Origin of the sequence: Priestia sp. YIM B13486 (assembly GCF_042787865.1) — a bacterium.
Lineage (GTDB): Bacteria > Bacillota > Bacilli > Bacillales > Bacillaceae_H > Priestia > Priestia megaterium.
Genome location: NZ_JBHZOZ010000002.1, coordinates 592,376 through 611,729 on the forward strand (window position 1 = coordinate 592,376; position 19,354 = coordinate 611,729).

At 41.1% G+C, this 19,354-nt stretch carries 20 protein-coding genes; all 20 read left to right on the forward strand.

Translation table 11 applies throughout. The features are described 5' to 3' along the window. Window positions 1-14 precede the first annotated feature (14 nt). Window positions 15-1,631 (forward strand): long-chain-fatty-acid--CoA ligase, encoded by a 1,617-nt coding sequence (locus tag ACFX4G_RS07170; RefSeq protein WP_377573570.1) that lies wholly within the window; start codon window positions 15-17, stop codon window positions 1,629-1,631. Between the two features lie 90 nt (window positions 1,632-1,721). After that, window positions 1,722-2,285, forward strand: coding sequence for a TetR/AcrR family transcriptional regulator (locus ACFX4G_RS07175; RefSeq protein ID WP_025751919.1), 564 nt, complete (start codon window positions 1,722-1,724; stop codon window positions 2,283-2,285). Between the two features lie 83 nt (window positions 2,286-2,368). Then, window positions 2,369-3,250 carry a 3-hydroxyacyl-CoA dehydrogenase family protein gene (locus ACFX4G_RS07180; protein ID WP_097823416.1) on the forward strand — a complete coding sequence of 294 codons (882 nt, stop codon included), beginning with the start codon at window positions 2,369-2,371 and terminating at the stop codon, window positions 3,248-3,250. Continuing rightward, window positions 3,250-4,032, forward strand: a complete 783-nt coding sequence (locus ACFX4G_RS07185; protein ID WP_013083163.1) for an enoyl-CoA hydratase — start codon at window positions 3,250-3,252, stop codon at window positions 4,030-4,032. Before ACFX4G_RS07180 ends, ACFX4G_RS07185 begins: the two co-directional genes overlap by 1 nt. A gap of 13 nt (window positions 4,033-4,045) precedes the next feature. After that, on the forward strand, window positions 4,046-4,447 hold the full coding sequence (locus ACFX4G_RS07190) for an acyl-CoA thioesterase (RefSeq protein ID WP_013083164.1): 402 nt from the start codon (window positions 4,046-4,048) through the stop codon (window positions 4,445-4,447). Between the two features lie 25 nt (window positions 4,448-4,472). Further along, window positions 4,473-5,531: a phosphotransferase family protein gene (locus ACFX4G_RS07195; protein WP_377573575.1), complete on the forward strand. Its 1,059-nt coding sequence runs from the start codon at window positions 4,473-4,475 to the stop codon at window positions 5,529-5,531. Beyond that, on the forward strand, window positions 5,528-6,271 hold the full coding sequence (locus tag ACFX4G_RS07200; RefSeq protein WP_043982480.1) for a 2-phosphosulfolactate phosphatase: 744 nt from the start codon (window positions 5,528-5,530) through the stop codon (window positions 6,269-6,271). Before ACFX4G_RS07195 ends, ACFX4G_RS07200 begins: the two co-directional genes overlap by 4 nt. Next, a complete protein-coding gene (locus ACFX4G_RS07205; RefSeq protein ID WP_377573578.1) occupies window positions 6,259-8,037 on the forward strand; it encodes an acyl-CoA dehydrogenase family protein in 1,779 nt (592 codons plus the stop codon). The genes ACFX4G_RS07200 and ACFX4G_RS07205 overlap by 13 nt, the downstream gene beginning before the upstream one ends. A gap of 11 nt (window positions 8,038-8,048) precedes the next feature. Beyond that, a complete protein-coding gene (locus ACFX4G_RS07210; RefSeq protein ID WP_377573581.1) occupies window positions 8,049-8,810 on the forward strand; it encodes an SDR family NAD(P)-dependent oxidoreductase in 762 nt (253 codons plus the stop codon). Between the two features lie 29 nt (window positions 8,811-8,839). Then, window positions 8,840-9,613 (forward strand): enoyl-CoA hydratase/isomerase family protein, encoded by a 774-nt coding sequence (locus ACFX4G_RS07215; RefSeq protein WP_377573584.1) that lies wholly within the window; start codon window positions 8,840-8,842, stop codon window positions 9,611-9,613. A gap of 14 nt (window positions 9,614-9,627) precedes the next feature. After that, window positions 9,628-10,611 (forward strand): quinone oxidoreductase family protein, encoded by a 984-nt coding sequence (locus tag ACFX4G_RS07220; RefSeq protein ID WP_377573586.1) that lies wholly within the window; start codon window positions 9,628-9,630, stop codon window positions 10,609-10,611. A gap of 193 nt (window positions 10,612-10,804) precedes the next feature. Then, on the forward strand, window positions 10,805-11,689 hold the full coding sequence (gene pdxS, locus ACFX4G_RS07225) for a pyridoxal 5'-phosphate synthase lyase subunit PdxS (RefSeq protein ID WP_377573589.1): 885 nt from the start codon (window positions 10,805-10,807) through the stop codon (window positions 11,687-11,689). A gap of 37 nt (window positions 11,690-11,726) precedes the next feature. Beyond that, window positions 11,727-11,975 carry a ferredoxin gene (locus tag ACFX4G_RS07230; protein ID WP_013057065.1) on the forward strand — a complete coding sequence of 83 codons (249 nt, stop codon included), beginning with the start codon at window positions 11,727-11,729 and terminating at the stop codon, window positions 11,973-11,975. Window positions 11,976-12,189: 214 nt separating this feature from the next. Continuing rightward, window positions 12,190-12,519, forward strand: coding sequence for a DUF3870 domain-containing protein (locus tag ACFX4G_RS07235; RefSeq protein ID WP_013057066.1), 330 nt, complete (start codon window positions 12,190-12,192; stop codon window positions 12,517-12,519). A gap of 178 nt (window positions 12,520-12,697) precedes the next feature. Then, window positions 12,698-13,354: a CoA transferase subunit A gene (locus ACFX4G_RS07240; protein ID WP_013057067.1), complete on the forward strand. Its 657-nt coding sequence runs from the start codon at window positions 12,698-12,700 to the stop codon at window positions 13,352-13,354. A 1-nt stretch (window position 13,355) separates the two neighbouring features. Continuing rightward, a complete protein-coding gene (locus ACFX4G_RS07245) occupies window positions 13,356-14,018 on the forward strand; it encodes a 3-oxoacid CoA-transferase subunit B (RefSeq protein WP_097823409.1) in 663 nt (220 codons plus the stop codon). Beyond that, window positions 14,018-15,208, forward strand: a complete 1,191-nt coding sequence (locus ACFX4G_RS07250; RefSeq protein WP_097823408.1) for a thiolase family protein — start codon at window positions 14,018-14,020, stop codon at window positions 15,206-15,208. Before ACFX4G_RS07245 ends, ACFX4G_RS07250 begins: the two co-directional genes overlap by 1 nt. Further along, the gene (locus tag ACFX4G_RS07255) at window positions 15,196-16,581 is read left to right on the forward strand and encodes an aminotransferase family protein (RefSeq protein WP_097823407.1); all 1,386 of its coding nucleotides are present in this window, start codon (window positions 15,196-15,198) and stop codon (window positions 16,579-16,581) included. Before ACFX4G_RS07250 ends, ACFX4G_RS07255 begins: the two co-directional genes overlap by 13 nt. Continuing rightward, window positions 16,565-17,860 (forward strand): aminotransferase class III-fold pyridoxal phosphate-dependent enzyme, encoded by a 1,296-nt coding sequence (locus tag ACFX4G_RS07260; protein ID WP_043982491.1) that lies wholly within the window; start codon window positions 16,565-16,567, stop codon window positions 17,858-17,860. Before ACFX4G_RS07255 ends, ACFX4G_RS07260 begins: the two co-directional genes overlap by 17 nt. Before the next feature lie 28 nt (window positions 17,861-17,888). Next, window positions 17,889-19,349, forward strand: coding sequence for an aldehyde dehydrogenase family protein (locus tag ACFX4G_RS07265; RefSeq protein ID WP_377573593.1), 1,461 nt, complete (start codon window positions 17,889-17,891; stop codon window positions 19,347-19,349). Window positions 19,350-19,354: the final 5 nt, after the last annotated feature.

Consider the following 19,354-nt stretch of genomic DNA (forward strand, 5'->3'; position numbering starts at 1 on the left):
AAAGGAGTAACTTGATGGAAGACGTTAAAAAATGGTTTACACCTTATCCAGAAGCCTACACTCATGACATTCACATCGAAGATATTTCACTATTTGATATGCTGAAAGAAACAGCCGAACGTTATCCTGCTCACACAGCAACGCGCATGTATCAGCATACGTTAACGTACCAGGAGCTGTATCACTCAGTTCGGGTATTTGCAGGAGCACTGCAGAAAAAAAGGGTTAAAAAAGGAGATCGTGTAGCGATTATGCTGCCAAACTGTCCGCAATATATAATAAGCTATTTTGGCATTGTAGCAGCGGGCGGCATTGTTACTCAGGTCAATCCTATGCTTGTCGAACAAGAGCTAGAGCATATTTTAAACGATTCCGGGGCAAAAAAAATCATTATACTCGATGATTTTTATACGAGACTTCAAGAAATAAGAAACCGCGTTGATATAGAAGAAGCGATAACCGTCAGCTTGCAAAAACCTTTTGTTCCTGCATCACCAGACCTTTCCTTCCTAGATTTTTTAACCATAAAATATGAATTTAACCAGCCGGTTATCCATCCATCACACGATATTGCTGTTCTTCAGTATACGGGAGGAACGACCGGACCATCTAAAGGTGCGATGCTTACACATACAAACATTTACACAAACGCAGTTCAATCATACGAAATATTTAAGCATGATATTGAATTAGGAAAAGAAAAATGCTTAACCGTTATTCCATTGTTTCACGTATTTGGCATGACTTCCTGTATGCATTTATCAATTCTTTGCGGAAATGAAATATTGCTATTGCCGCGGTTTGATTTGGAAGAAGTACTAAATACAATAAAAAAAGAGCAGCCTAGTATTTTTCCCGGTGTGCCAACTATGTATGTTGCTATTACCAATCATCCTCAGGCAGAAGAATACAACATCGAAAGTATTCGCATCTGCAACAGCGGCAGTGCGCCGATGCCTGTTGAGCTGATGAAAGAGTTCGAACGAAAAACGGGCGCTAAAGTGTTAGAAGGGTACGGGTTATCAGAAGCATCTCCTGTGACGCACTGCAACCTGCCGTTTTGTGAGAGAAAGCCAGGTACAGTCGGACTTGGCGTTCCGCAAACTGCTTATAAAATTGTTGATGTGGCTACAGGAACAAAAGAACTGCCAAGAGGAGAGCTTGGAGAAATAGTAATTAAAGGCCCTCAAGTTATGAAGGGCTATTGGAATCAACCTGAAGAGACGGCTCACGCGCTTAGAAACGGCTGGCTGTACACAGGAGATATTGGACAGATAGATGAAGACGGGTATTTATCCATTGTTGATCGCAAAAAAGATATGATTATTGCGAGTGGTTTTAATGTGTACCCTCGAGATATTGAAGAAGTTTTATACGAACACAGCCACATTAAAGAAGCCGTTGTAATTGGTGTGCCGCATCCTTACAGAGGAGAAACCATTAAAGCGATTTTGGTAGTGAAAGAAGGGAAATCTCTTTCCGAAGAAGAGCTCACTTCTTATTGTCGACAGCACCTTGCAGCTTACAAAATCCCGCGAATCTTTGAGTTTCGCGCTGAGCTTCCTAAGACCAATGTAGGAAAAATTTTGCGACGGGCACTACGAGAAGAAGTGGTGAAAGAAACGACGTAAATAAGCTGAACATAAACAAACTTTTTCAAAAGCTCCCTCTAAGCCATGGTATAATTTGTGAAAATGAGAAAAGACAGAGAGGGTTTGACGATGAAAGATTTGATGATGGAACGAAGCATTCAGCTTTTTGCTCAAAAAGGTTTCAAAGAAACGTCGATTCAAGATATTGTAAATGAATTAAACGTCACAAAAGGAACGTTTTATTATTATTTTAAAAGCAAACAAGAGCTTTTAATGGATATTCACCTTCAATATATTGAAAGATTAATAGAAAACCAAGAGACGATTCTTGCAGATAAGACAACATCTTATCCGGAAAAGCTTCACAGCATTATTTTTAAACTTGTTCATGATATTGAGAAAGAAGGTCTTCGAGCTAAAGTGTTTTTTCGAGAGATGCGTCATTTGAGTGAAGAACACTTAGAACAAATCATTCCAAAGCGCGATCGTTTTAAAGAAAACGTACAGGAAATTATTGAAAAAGGCATGGAAGCAGGGCAGTTCCGTTCAGATTTGCCTTCAGATATCGTGACGCTAGGCATATTAGGAATGACAAATTGGAGCTATTTTTGGTTTCAGCCAGATGGTGAAAAGACAGATCGAGAAGTTGCGGCTATTTTTTATAAGATGCTGATGAAAGGTATTGAGTCATAGTAGCTGCTGGGCTAGACAGTGCTCGTAAAAGGCGGGAAAGTACAAGCTCTTTCTCTCCTTTTATATTAAAAGGAGGCTATAACATGAATAGTAAAGATATACAGCGTATTGCTGTTATTGGAGCAGGACAAATGGGACATCAAATCGGTATGCTTTGTGCACTCGGAGGATATGAAACAATTATTCAAGATATGAATGAACAATCACTCATTGATGCAAAAGACAAGCTGGAAGCAATTATAGGCAAGTGGGTTCATAAAGGAAAAATCTCTTCTGAGGCTAAGGAAGCCGCATTCCGAAGATTGTCTTTTACAAACACATTAAAGGAAGCGGTTTCAAATGCTGATTTTGTAATTGAAGCTGTGGTAGAAAAGTTAGATGTAAAACAAAGTGTCTTTAAAGAAATAGATGAGTACGCACCAAGTCACGCCATTTTAGCATCGAATAGTTCAACAATTGTTAACTCGCTTATTGCAAGTGCAACAAACCGTCCAGAGCAAATCGTTAACATGCATTTCTTTTTCCCTCCCCTTGTAATGGACTGCGTAGAAGTTGTGATGAGTGAAAAGACAAGTGAAAAAACAGCTCAAACGACAATGGACGTTTGCAAGCAAATTAATCGCACAGCAGTCCTTCTGAAAAAAGAAATCTCAGGTTTTATTGCTAATCGAATTTTAGGAGCGTTGCAAAAAGAAGCCGTTTTCCTTTATGAAAATGGATACGCAGATTTTGAAGACATTGATACGATTTGCAAAAAAGCGCTCAATCACCCGATCGGTCCTTTTGAATTGATGGATCTCTCGGGAATTGACGTCGGATATTTTGTGATGCAGCAGCGCTATAGCGAAACGGGGGATCCAGAGGACAAGCCAGCTGCGTGTATTGAAGAAAAAGTTCAAAAAGGCGAGCTTGGACGTAAAACAGGAAAAGGTTTTTACACATACCACACACAAGGAGTGAAGTAATGATGAAAAAATTTGTACGTGTTGAAAAAGAGGAGAAAACGGCAATTGTAACCATTGATAACCCGCCTTTAAATGTAATGAGCCAGACTGTTGTGCAGCAGCTTGAAGAAACGTATGAAGAGCTTAGTAAAGATCCTGATGTCATTACAATCATTTTAACAGGAGCGGGCGACCGGGCGTTTATGGCTGGAGCTGATATTAAAGAGTTTCCTCAGTTAATGGGGCAAAGCGGCATTAAAGAAGAGTTTATGAAAACCCATCGTGTTTTGCAAAAACTTGAAAACATTGAAAAACCAACAATTGTCGTGTTAAATGGTTTAACGTTTGGAGGAGGATGCGAACTTTCACTAACCGCTGATATACGCATTGCCGAAGAACATGCTCAAATAGGTCTTCCGGAAGTGAAGCTCGGATTGTTTCCTGGAGGCGGCGGAACTCAGCGTCTTCCACGCGTAATCGGCGTTTCTAAAGCTAAAGAGTGGATGTTTGCCGGCAGTCCTGTTTCTGCAGAAGAAGCGCTTCATGCAGGCTTTGCCAATCATATAACGCCTAAAGGAAAAGGGCTCGAAAAAGCAAAAGAGCTGGCTAAGAAATTTAACCGTCACTCTCTTCCGTCACTTTCTCGAATTAAGACAGCGGTAAACGAAGGAATGAATCGTACATTATCTGAAGGTCTTGAACTTGAGGCAGAGCTGTTTGAAGAAGTCTTTCAAACAGAAGATATTAAAGAAGGAGTATCAGCATTTATTGAAAAGCGTCCCGCTGTTTTTTCACATAAGTAAAGGAGGAGAGATCATGTATGAAACACAGGTCAAAGTGCGCTTTTGCGAAACAGACGCACTCGGTCACATTAACAATACGAGCTATTTCATTTATTTAGAAGAGGCCCGTATTGCTTTTTTTGAAGAAATGGGAGCATCCATGCATACAAAAAAGTGGGAGTATATTTTAGCGTCTACTAAATGTGATTTTGTTGCGCAAGGTTATTTTAATCAAGTGCTAATGATTAAAACCTTTGTATCTAATGTCGGCAATAAAAGCTTTACAATTGGTCATGAAATTACCGACAGCAAGACGGGATCCCTGATTGCTAAAGGAGAAGCTGTCATCGTGTACTTTGATTTTGATGCACAAAAAAGCGTGTCTATTCCAGCGGACATTAAGCAGTTTTTGATGAATTATAAAGTAGCTGTTTAACTATAAAAAAGCAGGTGGTAAAAGAATGTCACAAATCATTCCTGTACGAAAAGGAGAGGAATTAAACACGGAAAAACTGCATCAGTTTCTCCGTGTTTCGATTCCTGATTTACCTAAAGAGCCTCTTTTAATCAAGCAATTTGGATCAGGTGCGTCCAATTTAACCTACGCTCTTTCAGTCGGAGAGTGGGAGGCGGTGTTGAGACGCCCTCCCTTTGGGCCAGTTGCGCCAAAAGCGCATGACATGAAAAGAGAATACAAGATTTTATCTGTTTTATCGAAGTCTTTCCCTCTCGCTCCTAGACCGTATGTGTTTTGTGAAGATGAGACGGTGGTTGGGAAATCCTTTTTTTTAATGGAGAGAAAGCACGGTGTTCTCATCGACACAGCGTTTCCAGAAGACATGAAAGGAACTGACGAACTTTGCCGTTGTATTTCAGAACAAATGGTGGATGTCCTTGTTAAACTTCATGATATTCCTTATAAAGGCACGCTTCTTGAAAAAATCAGCAAGCCCGAAGGATTTTTAGAACGTCAGGTACACGGCTGGATTCATCGTTATGAAAAATCAAAAACAAGTGACATACCGGAAGTAGAAGCTCTAAAAAAATGGTTGACCACATACATCCCGACTACACAGCATTCGACCATTATTCACTATGATTACAAGCTTAACAATACGTTATTTTCACCGGATGGAAATAAAATTGTAGGATTATTTGACTGGGAAATGACAACCGTTGGAGACCCGCTTGCTGATTTGGGAGTGGCGCTGAGCTACTGGATGGAAGACAGCGATCCTGAACTTTTGAAAAGAGGACTCGGAAATCCACCTGTTACTGTGCAAAAAAGCTTTTATTCCCGTCGAGATTTTGTAGAAGCATACGCTAAAAAAAGCGGACGGGATGTTTCACACATTGACTTTTACCTAAAATTTGCGTACTTCAAGCTTGCTGTCATTTGTCAGCAAATTTATTACCGTTATAAAAAAGGCCAAACAAATGATAAACGGTTTTCACAATTTGGAGATTATGTAAAAACACTAATTATTCATGCTCTGCACACAGAACGAGGACATATATGAAAGGAAAAATTCACGTAATACTCAAAAAAGAAGAGCTTCTTGCCAAAAAGCTAGAAGGAAAAACGGTTGTTATATTTGACGTCTTATTGGCTACGTCAACAATTGCGGCTGCTTTACAGCAAGGAGCAATAGAAGTTATTCCAGTAAAAAACGAAGAAGAAGCGCGTGAAAAAGCAAAAACGTACAAGCCTGATGATATTGCGCTTGTAGGCGAATATAGAGGGAAAACGATTGAAGGCTTTTTTGATCCGAATCCCAGCACGTTAAAGGAGCATGTTCAAAATAAAACGGTTATTTTGTCCACGACTAACGGAACCGTAGCCATTCATAACGCTGAAAAAGCAAACCATGTATATACAGCTTCGCTTTTAAACGGAGAAGCGGTTGCCAGTGCTGTTTGTCAGCAAGGTCAAGATGAAACTGTTTTATTGGTTTGTTCAGGTTCATCCGATCGCTTCTGTCTAGAAGATTTGTATGGAGCGGGGTATTTTGTAAGCTGTCTGCTGCAACTAAAAACATTTCATTTGACGGATGCTGCAAAAGCCGCACTGCTTTTGTATGAGGCTTATGAGCATTCACCTGTTGAAATATTGAAGTGCTCAGCCATAGGAGAAATGCTCACTCAGTATGGATTTCTAGACGAAATTGGCTTTGTAAGCCGGAAAAACGTCTATCCCGTAGTTCCTAAGGTAGTGAAAAAAAAGCTAGTAAATGGGGAGGAAACGATATGTCTGAAATGAAAACAGAAGCAAAAGGCGGATCATTTTTACTGAAAAAAACATCTACGCATCACGTTTATACACCCGAAGACTTAACGGATGAGCACCGTATGGTTGCTCAGACAGCAAAGCAGTTTATTGAAAAAGAAGTAGACCCTTACCATAATGACATTGAGCAGCAGGATTTTAATAAAGTAGTAGAACTGATGCATAAAGCAGGCGAGCTTGGACTTCTTGCTCACAGTATTCCAGAAGAATATGGAGGACTAGGTCTTGATAAAGTAAGCAAAGGACTTGTAGGTGAAATCATTGGCCGGGCAAGCGGATATGGAGTCGCTCATTCTAATCATACATGCATTGCGACACTTCCTATTACGTATTTTGGCACCAAGAAGCAAAAAGAAAAATACTTGCCTAAATTGGCAAGCGGCGAATATATTGGGGCCTACTGTTTGACAGAGCCAGAAGCAGGTTCTGATGCTCTTGCAGCCCAAACAAAAGCCGTATTAAATCCTGAAAAAACGCATTATGTATTAAATGGAACGAAGCAGTACATTACCAACGCAGCCTTTTCAGATACGTTCATCACGTATGCAAAAGTAGAAGGTGAACATTTTACCGCTTTTATTGTAGAAAAAGGTTTTGAAGGACTGTCTCTCGGGCCAGAAGAAAAGAAAATGGGAATCAAAGGATCGTCTACTCGTCCAGTTATTTATGAAGATTGTTTAGTACCCGTAGAAAACGTACTTGGACAAGTAGGAAAAGGTCACTTGATTGCGTTGAACGTCTTAAACCTCGGACGTTTTAACTTAGGTTCTGCATGTATGGGCGCAGCGAAATATGCGTTTGAACTTGCTTTAGCTTATACAAAAGAACGAAAGCAGTTTAAAACAGCTATTGCGGAATTTAATGCTTCAAAAGAAAAAATAGCAAAAATGGCGGCTCGTATTTTTGCATCTGAATCTATTCAGTACCGTACAGCCGGTTTACTAGAAGAGGCGCTTGGTGGCTTATATGAAAGTGAAAATCATAAGTTAGTAGCTAAACAGCTGGCTGAATTTGCAATGGAATGTTCAGTTTGTAAAGTGTACGGGTCGGAAACTCTTGATTTAATTGCCGATGAATCGCTGCAGCTTCATGGCGGCGCGGGGTTTATTCAAGAATATAAAATAGAACAAGTATATCGTGACTCACGCATCAATCGTATTTTTGAAGGTACAAATGAAATCAATCGCCTTTTGCTTCCAACTCAGCTTCTAAAAAAAGCAGACAAAGGAGAAATAGAGCTGAGCAAACAAGTAGAAGATGCTGTTAGTGAATTGATGAGCGGTCAGTGGGAAATATCTTCAAATGAACTTCTAGCAAGAGAAAAGCAGGCGGTTATTACCACAAGACATTTATTTCTTGCTTTGTTAGGAACAGCATTCCAAACGTTTAAAGCCAATCTAGCACAAGAACAAGAAACGCTGATGAAGCTCGCAGAAATTGCTATTGGACTATTCGCTATGGAGTCATCTGTGCTGCGCGCGGAAAAAGCCGTGAACAAAAATGGAGAAGAAAAAGAAAAGTTAAAAAGCAAGCTGTCAGCAACAGTTGTTAGTGAAACGCTCTTTGAAATTGAAAAGCAGGCTCGACAATTAATAAACGGGATGTTAACGGGTGAAAAACACCGACAGTACCGCACAATTCTTGGAAAATGGATGAATGATTTGCAAAGTGAAGGAGAGTTCACGCGCAATCGAGACATCACCCGTGAATTTATCGACAGCGGGCGATATGTTGTATAAGGAGGAATATTATGCGTTTTGAAGGGCAAATAGCTGTTATTACAGGAGCTGGAAGCGGCATTGGAGAAGCGACCGCTCAGAGAATGGCGAAAGAAGGAGCTCGCGTCATTCTTGTCGGGCGAACGAAAGAAAAGCTAGTACAGGCTGCATCGTCTATTGAGAGACTCTGTGAACGAAAATGCACGGATATTTTCTCAGCTGATGTAACAAAAGAAGAAGATGTCAAAGAGCTCGCTAAGTTCATAAAAGAAAAGTACGGGCAAATTCATTTATTAATTAATAACGCAGGCGGATCAGTTAATTCAACAATCAAAGAAACAACGCTTGAACAGTGGAAACACGTGCAGGACGTCAACTTAACAAGCGTATTTCTTGTCACAAAACATTTGATTCCTTTTTTAACTGAAGAAATAGGAGGAAATCGATCTATTGTTAACATCGCTTCTCTTTCAGGACATAAAGCCGGGGCACAAATTCCTCACTACAGCGCTGCTAAAGCTGCTTTAATTAACTTTACAAAAGCAATGGCGTTTGAGTTAGCACCTCACGGAGTCAGAGTAAACTCTGTGTCTCCTGGATTCGTAGAAACACCTTTAACGCAGCCTGGACTTGAAAATGAGCACTTCACTAAGGCAATCGAAAACAATACGGCTTTAAAACGTGTAGGTAAACCAGATGAAATTGCAAACGTTATTGCTTTTGCAGCGTCTAAAGAGGCCTCTTATATGACAGGAAGTGATTTATTAGTAGATGGCGGGTGGCTTATCGTTTAATGCAAAGTAAAGAGGAGGGAATCGGAAGTATGAGTGATTTAGTAGTAGAAAAGCAGGGGACTATTTTATCTTTAACGTTAAATCGGCCGGATCGTTTAAATGCATTCAGTGAGGAAATGATTGAAAAGTTAACATCTGAAATAAAACAGGCGCAAAGCGATGAGTCTATTAAAGTAGTTATATTAAATGGAGCAGGGCGCTCGTTTTCTGCCGGAGGCGATGTAAAAACGATGGGCCAAGCATCCGGATCTGATGTTTATGAACATATCGGCCGTTTAAATGAATGTATTTTAGCGATGCAAAATCTAGAGAAGCCAATTATTTCAGCAGTTCATGGATTTGCAGCAGGAGCGGCTTTTAATTTAGCTCTCGCTTCTGACTTTATCATTGCGTCAGAAGAAAGTCGATTCGTATTAAGCTTTTCTCAAGTTGGATTGATTTCAGACGGAGGAGGCCTTTACTTTCTTACAAAGGTCGTTGGTCCCCATAGAGCGAAGGAACTATTATTTTTAGGAGAGCCTATGGATGCCGACACGGCTTACAAAGCTGGTTTTTTAAACCGTGTAGTACCGTTAAATCAGCTGAAAGATGAGGTCACATCCTTTGCAAGTCGCTTATCACAAGGACCAACCAAAGCGTATGGGAAAATGAAAAAAATTGTCAACGACTCCTTTCATTTAACATTAGAACAAGTCCTTGAACAAGAAAGGCTAACGCAAGTGCTTATGGTAGAAACAAGAGATCATCAAGAAGGAATATCTGCGTTTAAAGAAAAAAGAAAGCCACTATTTCATGGGAAATAAGAGGGGGATATAAGATGAAAGCCATTCAATTTACGCAGTACGGAGGACCTGATGTTCTTCAAGTTATCGATATTGCACGCCCTGTACCAAAAAAGAAAGATGTGCTCATTAAAGTTGCGGCAATCGGCGTTAATTACGCCGACGCTGCACGGCGTGAAGGAGCATACGTAGTCGAAACACCGCTGCCTTTTATCCCTGGCTCTGAAGTTGCGGGAGAAGTGGTTGAAGTAGGCGAGGATGTAAAAGGGATAAAAGTAGGTACAAAAGTCGTGACGCTGCTGGGATCTAACCGAGCAACAGGATACGCTGAGTACACGCTGGCAGATTCAAGAGGCCTTATTCCGTTGCCGGAGAATGTGGATTTAACACAAGCGGTTGCTTTGCCTCTTCAAGGACTCACAGCTTATCATATTTTAAAAACAATGGGTCGCCTTGAAAAAGGAGAAACCGTCATCGTTCATGCGGCAGCAGGCGGTGTTGGAACCTTAGCTGTTCAGCTTGCCAAAATTTTTGGAGCTGGAAAAGTTATTGCTACAGCGAGCTCCAAAGAAAAGCTTGAGCTTGCAAAAAATCTCGGAGCTGACGAAGCAATTAACTATACAGAAACAGGCTGGGAAAAACAAATTTTAGAAGTGACAGAAGGAAAAGGAGTCGATATTATTTTAGAAATGGTAGGAGGGCATATATTCTATGAATCTCTTCAATGTCTTGCACCATTTGGGCGCCTCGTTTTTTACGGAATGGCTAGCGGAAAACCTGTAAAATTTAACCCCGCCCGCCTGATGGAAAAAAACCAATCGGTTCTAGGCTTTTTCTTACCTCAAATGATGGCAAAACCAACACTTTATCAGCAAAGCCTGCATGAGCTATTAAACTACGTAAATGCCGGTCAGTTAAAATTAATGCTGGGCGGCACATTTTCACTTGATGAAGCGGCAGATGTACATCGTCTGCTTCAAGGAAGAAAAACGACCGGAAAATTAGTGTTAGTTCCTTAACAAAACAGCTTCCGTCTCTAATAGGGATGGGAGCTGTTTTGGTTTAAAAAATTGGCTTTCACCTGCCAATTTTTTAAAAACTGCTTAATAATTTGGCATAAAAATTAATGTTTTTTACTAATTTCTTCTATATTTTAACACTGGCATGGAAGTTGCATAATAAGTGTTTGAACATATAAAGGAGGAATTGAATATGGTGAGAAATGGAACGGACCGCGTGAAGCGGGGAATGGCAGAAATGCAAAAAGGCGGCGTTATCATGGACGTGATCAATGCAGAACAGGCAAAAATTGCAGAGGCAGCAGGCGCTGTTGCCGTTATGGCATTAGAGCGTGTTCCAGCTGATATCCGTGCAGCAGGCGGCGTGTCTCGTATGGCGGATCCAACAATTGTTGAAGAAGTGATGAACGCTGTATCCATTCCAGTTATGGCGAAAGCTCGTATTGGCCATATTGTTGAAGCACGCGTGCTAGAAGCAATGGGTGTAGACTACATTGACGAAAGTGAAGTACTCACTCCAGCTGATGAGGAATATCACCTTAACAAAAGTACATTTACGGTTCCATTTGTATGCGGATGCCGTGATTTAGGGGAAGCAGCAAGACGAATTGGTGAAGGTGCTTCGATGCTTCGTACAAAAGGCGAACCAGGAACAGGAAACATCGTCGAAGCAGTGCGTCATATGCGCCAAGTAAACGCTCAAGTACGTAAAGTTGTAGGCATGGATGAAGACGAGTTAATGACAGAAGCAAAACTATTAGGTGCGCCTTATGAGCTATTACTACAAATTAAACATGAAGACCGTTTACCGGTTGTAAACTTTGCAGCAGGCGGCGTAGCAACACCCGCGGATGCAGCGTTAATGATGCAGCTTGGAGCAGACGGTGTGTTCGTTGGATCAGGAATTTTCAAATCAGACAACCCTGAAAAATTTGCGCGAGCAATCGTGGAAGCAACTACTCATTATCAAGACTATGAACTGATTGCAAGCTTATCAAAAGGATTAGGAAGTGCAATGAAAGGAATTGAAATTTCATCATTATTACCAGAAAATCGTATGCAAGAACGCGGCTGGTAATGAGTAATAACTTTTAAACTTAGTTAGGAGAATGATCATGGGGAAATATACGATAGTCGATAAAGAAACGTGTATTGCGTGCGGCGCATGTGGAGCTGCGGCACCTGATATTTATGATTATGATGATGAAGGAATTGCGTTCGTTATACTTGATGATAATCAAGGCACGGTTGAAGTGCCCCAAGAGCTGGAAGACGATTTAATAGATGCGTTTGAAGGCTGTCCAACAGAGTCCATCCGTATAGCAGATGAAAAGTTTGATGGAGACTCGAATAAATTTCAATAAAGCCGAATAAATAAAAAAATAGAAAGTTTTTTTAAAAGAAAAGAAGGATTTTGTCTAGAAAAGGCGAAATATTAGTTGTGTAAGAACATATCTTTTTAAAAATGAAAGCACTTACATAGCTAAAAGCATATGAGTTAATCTCATTTGATCTTTCAGAATTATTAGTGTAAAAGTGCGGAGTAATTAAATAGTTTTTAAAAGGAGATTAAGGGGCATGCAAATACTGAATACAGTCATTGTGACAGGATATGCAAAAGCTCCACAGGGAACTTCCATGTATGAAATGTATAAGCATGCGGGAATTGTACTAGAAGTGGATCTGACAGAGCATAAAATTGTAAATGCTGAGTTTACGTTTATTACGGAGCTGACGCAAAATTTTTTCCGGAAGCTGCTTATTGGTTACTGCCTTGCAGATGGAATTGAACCTCTTATTGAACGTATTCAAAATTATTATTTTGCTCCATCTCAACAGGCGATTATCGTAGCGCTTCAGGCTGCAATCCAACGTTACTGGGATAATGTGAATCAAAAAATTACATAGCGTTTGGTTAGAATAAAGTGAGAAGACAACCTCTTTTCATGGTCTTATTAAAACCAAGCAGACACACACACTTTACAAAGAGTGGGGACATCCTTGTTTCTTTGGGGAGTCATTGTGTCCTGCTTGGTTTTTTTCGTGTAAAGCGCTGTGAAATATAAAAAGAAAAGGAGGAAACAAAATGAACAAAATCATCACGCGCGAAGAAGCAATAGAAAAAATAACAGATGGCGCACGCATTATGGTAGGTGGATTTGGTCTTGTTGGAAGCCCGCTTAGTCTGATTGAAGCGATCGCCAAATCAAACCTTAAAGATTTAGAGATTATTAGTAATAACCTCGGTGAACCTGGAAAAGGATTAGGTGTATTGGTTCAAAAAAAACAAGTAAAAAAAGCCATAGGTTCTTATTTTACTTCCAACCCTGAAGTTGTACACGCTTATCAACAACAAGAACTCCAAGTGGAGCTCATCCCGCAAGGAACAATGTCCGAGGCTATTAGGGCAGGAGGAGCAGGCATCGGAGGATTTTATACGCCTGTGAGCGTAGGGACTCAGCTTGCGGAAGGAAAAGAAGAACGAGTATTAAAAGGAAAGAAATATGTTTTGCAAGAATCGCTGCACGCAGATGTAGCTCTAATAAAAGCTAAAAAAGCAGATCGACTCGGAAATCTTATTTACAGCAAATCAGCGAGAAACTTTAATCCAATGATGGCAACGGCTGCTGATATCGTGATTGCAGAAGTAGAAGAAGTTGTTGAAGTTGGGCAGATTTCTCCTGAAGAAATTGTAACTCCTCATTTATACGTTACTTATATCGTAGTGAAAGGAGAAAATTAAGATGAACGTCAAACAATATATTGCCGCGCGTGCTGCAAAAGAGCTTTGTCACGGAGATGTAGTGAACCTAGGAATAGGCATTCCTACTTTAGTTGCTAATTATATCTCACCCGATGTTCATGTGTTTTTACATTCAGAAAACGGGATTCTCGGCGTTGGCCCTACTCCTGAAGAAGATTATATAGATCCAGAACTTGTGAATGCTGGAAAGCTGCCCGTCACAGTTTTGGAAGGTGCCTCATTTTTTAACAGCGCTGATTCCTTTGCCATGATACGGGGAGGCCATGTGAATGTATCGATTCTTGGAGTGCTTCAAGTAGATGAAGCAGGCCGAATTGCGAACTGGGCTGTTCCTGGGAAAAGTGTTCTTGGCGTAGGAGGAGCAATGGATTTATTAGAAGGCTCAAAAAAAGTTATTGTTACGACTCTTCATACGAACAGCCAAGGAGAGTCAAAGCTAGTTGAGGAGTTAACTTATCCTCTTACTTCAGAGCGACGAGTCGATATGATTATTACAGAATTAGCTGTCTTTTCGGTAACGAACCATGGTCTTGAACTTCTTGAAACAGCTCCCGGTGTTTCTTTAGAGACAGTACAACAAAAAACGCAGGCTTCTTTTCGCGTTTCTAAATTATTTAATAAAAACAATGAGGTGACAGCATAATGGCAGTGATTGTAAATGCATTTCGAACCCCTATTGGAAAGTTTGGCGGTTCGCTTGCAGATACGCTTCCAGAAGAACTAGTCTCTCTTGTGATGAAAAACAATTTGTCTTCAGCGGGATATACTTCAGAGATTGTTGATGAAATCATTGTCGGACAGACGAAACAAAGCGCTCATGCTCCTAATATAGCGAGAGTAGCCGGGCTGAAAGCTCAATTCTCTGAACGTATTCCAGCTTATACCGTGCACCGCCAGTGCGGTTCAGGCATGCAGGCTGTAATGAATGGAGCTATGTCCATTTTATCAGGTCAAGCCGAAGTGGTATTAGCCGGAGGAGTTGAAAGCATGTCTCAAGCACCGCACTATACGGTAGGCACTCGTTTTGGTTTTCACGTTGGTGATTTAACACTCTATGACTCTAATACAGAAAGTCAGCCAAAATCACAGCCTGAAACGTTATACGGAACGTTTACGATGGGACAGACGGCCGAGTGGCTCGCTGAAAAATATAGTATTAGCCGCACGGAACAAGATGAGTTTGCTTTTTATAGTCAGGAAAAAGCTAGGCGGGCTATAGAACTGGATTTGTTTGAAGAAGAAATTATCCCGGTACCTGTAAAAGAAGGAAAAAAAGGTATGAGGCATTTTGCAACAGATGAATTTCCTCGTCTTACTAGCAAAGAAAAGCTTGGTGCGCTTAAGCCTGTTTTTCAAAAGAATGGAACGGTGACAGCCGGCAATTCATCCGGCAGAAACGATGGCGCTTCAATGATGCTGTTGATGTCGGAAGAAAAAGCTGAGCAGCTTGGATTAACGCCTATGGCAAAGATTGTGTCGTTTGCCGCAGCGGGCGTCTCTCCAAAGGAAATGGGAATTGGCCCCGTTTCTGCTTCGCAAATTGCTTTAAATAAAGTCGGTTTAAGCTTAGCTGATATGGACTTGATTGAATTAAACGAAGCATTTGCCGCTCAAAGTATTGCTTGCTTAAGAGAATGGGACATCACATCAGAAAAAGTGAATGTAAACGGAGGAGCGATTGCGCTTGGACACCCTTTAGGCTGCTCCGGGGCAAGAATTATAACAACTCTGTGTCATGAACTCCACAAGCAAAAAAGACGATACGGCCTGGCTACTATTTGCGTTGCAGGAGGATTAGGAATGGCGATGGTGGTGGAAAGATGGACGAAATAAAAAGAGATTATGTTTTTCATAGAGATTTAACAAAAAAGTATCCAATGATTACGCATGGTGAAGGAAGCTACTTAATAGATGAACAAGGAAAAAAGTATGTAGACGGCTGCTCCGGCGCCGTGGCGGCAAACTTAGGGCATGGCATTGCGCAAATAGCCGAGGCGATGGCGGAGCAGGCAAAAAAAGCGGCGTTTGTTCATACATTACGTTTTGAAACGAATGTTTTGCATAAACTTGCAGAAAAAATTGGTAAAATGGCGCCGCTTCACTTAAACAAAGTCTATTTTACATCAGGAGGATCAGAAGCAAATGAAAGTGCATTAAAATTAGCAAGGCAATATCACAGAGATGCCGGAAAGATGCAAAAACACATCGTAATCGGAAGGTGGCAGTCTTACCACGGAAACACGATAGGGGCACTATCAGCTGGAGGAGATGTAAAAAGACGATATCCTTATACACCCAACCTTTTACATTTTGCGCACGTCTATTCGCCGTATTGTCATCGCTGTCCGTATAATCGCAATCAAGAAGACTGCATGGCAAATCAAAACTGGAGCTGTATCACCGATATTGAACGCACCATTTTAGAGCTTGGCCCAGAAAATATTTCAGCTTTTATCGCAGAGCCCATCGTAGGAAGTCAGCAAGGAGCTGTTGTACCTCCGCTTGACTATTTCAAAAAAGTACGTGAGCTTTGCAGCCGTTATGACATTCTTTTGATTGTTGATGAAGTGATGACAGGCTTCGGGAGAACGGGAACTGATTTTGCAGTGGAACAATTCGGAATCGAACCGGATATCCTAACGTTTGGTAAAGGAGTTTCAGCTGGGTACGCTCCTTTAGGAGGAATGATTGTCCATGACCGTCTGATTCAAGGTCTGTTAGAAAATAGCAGCGGGAAATTTCTTCATGGCTATACGTACAGTGGACATCCTGTTTCAATAGCGGCAGGCCTTGCTGCTTTGGATATGTATGAAGAAATGAATATCCTTCAAAACGTTGAAACTCAAGGCGCGTATTTAATGGAATGTTTAGTAGCGCTGCAGCGCAAGCATCCTTATATTTCAGATATTCGCGGCCGCGGACTTTTAATTGGATTAGAACTAATGAAAGACGCCAATCAACAGATATTTTTCGAGCCACGTGAAGCAGCCAGCGAAAAGCTCAATGAAATTTGTATGGAGCTTGGAGGCGTCTTTTATCCAGGATCCGGATCTATAGACGGACATAAAGGAGAACATATCATTATCAGTCCTCCTTTAAATATAACGAAATCAGAAGTTGATGAAATAGTGAGATTGCTAGATCATGCGTTTTCTATTTTTTATCAGCACATAAGAAAGGATGAGTCATATGAAAGTGCAAAATAAAACAGAAGAGCTTCAAATCAAAGGAAAAAAACATTTATCACCGGTGATGACAAGAGTAACAGAGCTTGTTATTGAAAAAGCGCACGGTGCGAAATTTTGGACAGCCGATGGCAATGAATATATTGATTTTGTATCAGGAGTAGCTGTCAATGCAGTGGGTCATACGCATGAAAAGATGGTAGAAGCGATAAAAAAACAAGCAGATCAGCTGCTTCACCTAGGCTTAAACTACGGCTATTACGAAACAGCAGTGAATTTGGCAGAAAAACTTGCGCACATTACGCCTGGAAACTTAGACACCGTGTTTTTTTCAAATTCAGGCGCAGAAGCCATTGATGGTGCGCTCAAATTAGCAAAAGCGGCCACTGGCAGACCAGCGATCATTGCTTTTGAAGGTTCTTTTCACGGCCGTACACTAGGAGCTACAGCTATTACGGCTTCAAGCTCAAAATATCGCAGCTACTACGAGCCGATTTTAGGAGAAGTGTATCACGTTCCTTATCCGTATCCAAGTCAGCTTCCTAATGTTGACGAGGAAGATGCAGAAGCATATTGCTTAAATCAACTGCAAAAGCTGTTTGAACTGCGAGTGGATCCTTCACGCGTAGCAGCGATTGTAATTGAGCCAGTCATGGGCGAAGGAGGCTATTACCCTGCTCCTTCTAGCTTTTTACGCGCACTAAGAGACATAGCGAATGATTATGGCATTCTGCTTGTTTTTGATGAAGTGCAAACGGGATTTGGGCGCACTGGAAAAATGTTTGCCGCAGAACATGCTGGAGTCACACCAGATATTTTAGTTTTAGCAAAAGCTCTTTCCGGCGGTATGCCTTTAGGAGCCATTGTAGCAAGCCGAGAACTGCATGAGAAATGGCCAACAGCTGGACATGGTTCTACTTTTGGCGGAAATCCAGTATCGTGCGCAGCGGCTTTAGCTAATATTTCAATAATTGAAGAAGAAAAGCTTGTAGAGCGCAGTGAAAAAGTAGGCGCTGATATTGTTAAACGCCTTCAGCATTCTATCGGACATTTACCAGCTATTAAAGAGGTTAGAGGAATTGGTATGATGATTGGTATTGAATTTCATGTTGAAACAGCAGCTGCTTATGTCCCTGTTATTAAATCAAAAGCGCTGGAAAAAAGACTGCTAATTATGAACTGTGGAGTCAAAGGGCAAACCATTCGTTTAATGCTGCCGCTAAATATTGATAAAGACGTGCTGGATCAAGGGCTGTCTTTACTAGAAGAAGCCATCACAGAAGCAGTTTCAATTAACTAGCTTTTTAAATGAAAAGGAGGGTAACAATATGAGTCAGACTAAAACCGAACTGTTACAAGGAAATTTATATATTAACGGCGAGTGGGTAAGTGAAGAGGAGCAAACCTATTTTGAAAGTATAAACCCTGCAACACAAGAGCTCGTTGGAACGTGCGCAGCCGCTACGGCTAGTCAAGTTGATGATGCAGTGAAAGCGGCTAGTACAGCCTACAGCCACTGGAAAAATACATCTATTCCTGAACGTGCAGCATTTTTAACAAAAGCAGCTGAGCTTTTTGAAGACAGAAAAGAAGAGCTCGCTCAAGTGATGACAAAAGAGATGGGAAAACCGCTGATAGAATCTATAGGGGAAGTTGGTGTCGTCATTGCAACAGCTCAGTATATGGCAGGAGAAGGAAGACGTTTGTTTGGCGAAATAGTGCCCGCTGGCTTTCCTGACCGAGATATAAAAATGGTTCGCGAACCGCTTGGAGTTGTGGCATGTATTACACCTTGGAACTTTCCTGTTTCTCTCGCTTCTTATAAAATGTTTGCCGCTTTAATCGCTGGCAATACCGTTGTCTGGAAGCCGGCTTCAGAAGTGGCACTTTCAGCGAAGATTTTTATGGAAGTATTGCACGCTGCGGGGCTTCCAAAAGGAACAATTAACTTGCTTACAGGATCGGGTAGAATCGTTGGACAAAAGCTTGCTACGCACTCTGAAGTGAAAATCATCTCATTTACAGGTTCTACGGAAGTTGGTCAGCAGTTAGCAGAAATGAGCAGCAAAACCTTAAAACGAATTTCTTTAGAGCTAGGAGGAAAAAACGCTGTTATTGTGTTAAAGGATGCCGATTTGGATAAAGCAGCAGAAGGAATTGTTAAATCAGCATTTACGACCACAGGGCAGCGCTGTACCGCAGCTAGCAGAGTGATTGTGGAGCGTTCAGTAAAAGAAGAGCTTTTGAAAAAAGTAATAGCTCTTACAAAAGAAATGAAAATTGGAAATGGTCTTGATGAAGGGGTTGTAATAGGTCCGCTTGTAAATGAACAGCAGTGCCGTTTAGTAGAAAATTACGTGCAAAAAGCGGTGGAAGAAGGCGGAAATATTGCGCTTGGAGGTCGTGTTTTATCAGAAGAGTTAGGGACTTGTTATTACATGCCTACAATTATTGATAACGTCAGTTCGAACCACACAATTGCTCAAGAGGAGATTTTTGGCCCCGTGCTTGCTTTTATTGAAGTAGATGGCTATGAAGAAGCAATGAGCGTCAACAATGGAACGATGTATGGACTTTCCACTTCCATTTATACAAGCAGCTTGCACTATGCAAGCCGAGCGGCAAAAGACGCTGTTAGCGGATTAGTCTATATCAATAACGGAACATCTAATGCTGAAATGGGGGTAGCGTTCGGAGGAATGAAAATGTCTGGAAATGGTCACAGGGAAGTTTCTCATCATGCATTTGATGTGATGACAGAATGGAAGTCTGTCTACACCAACTATTAATCTCG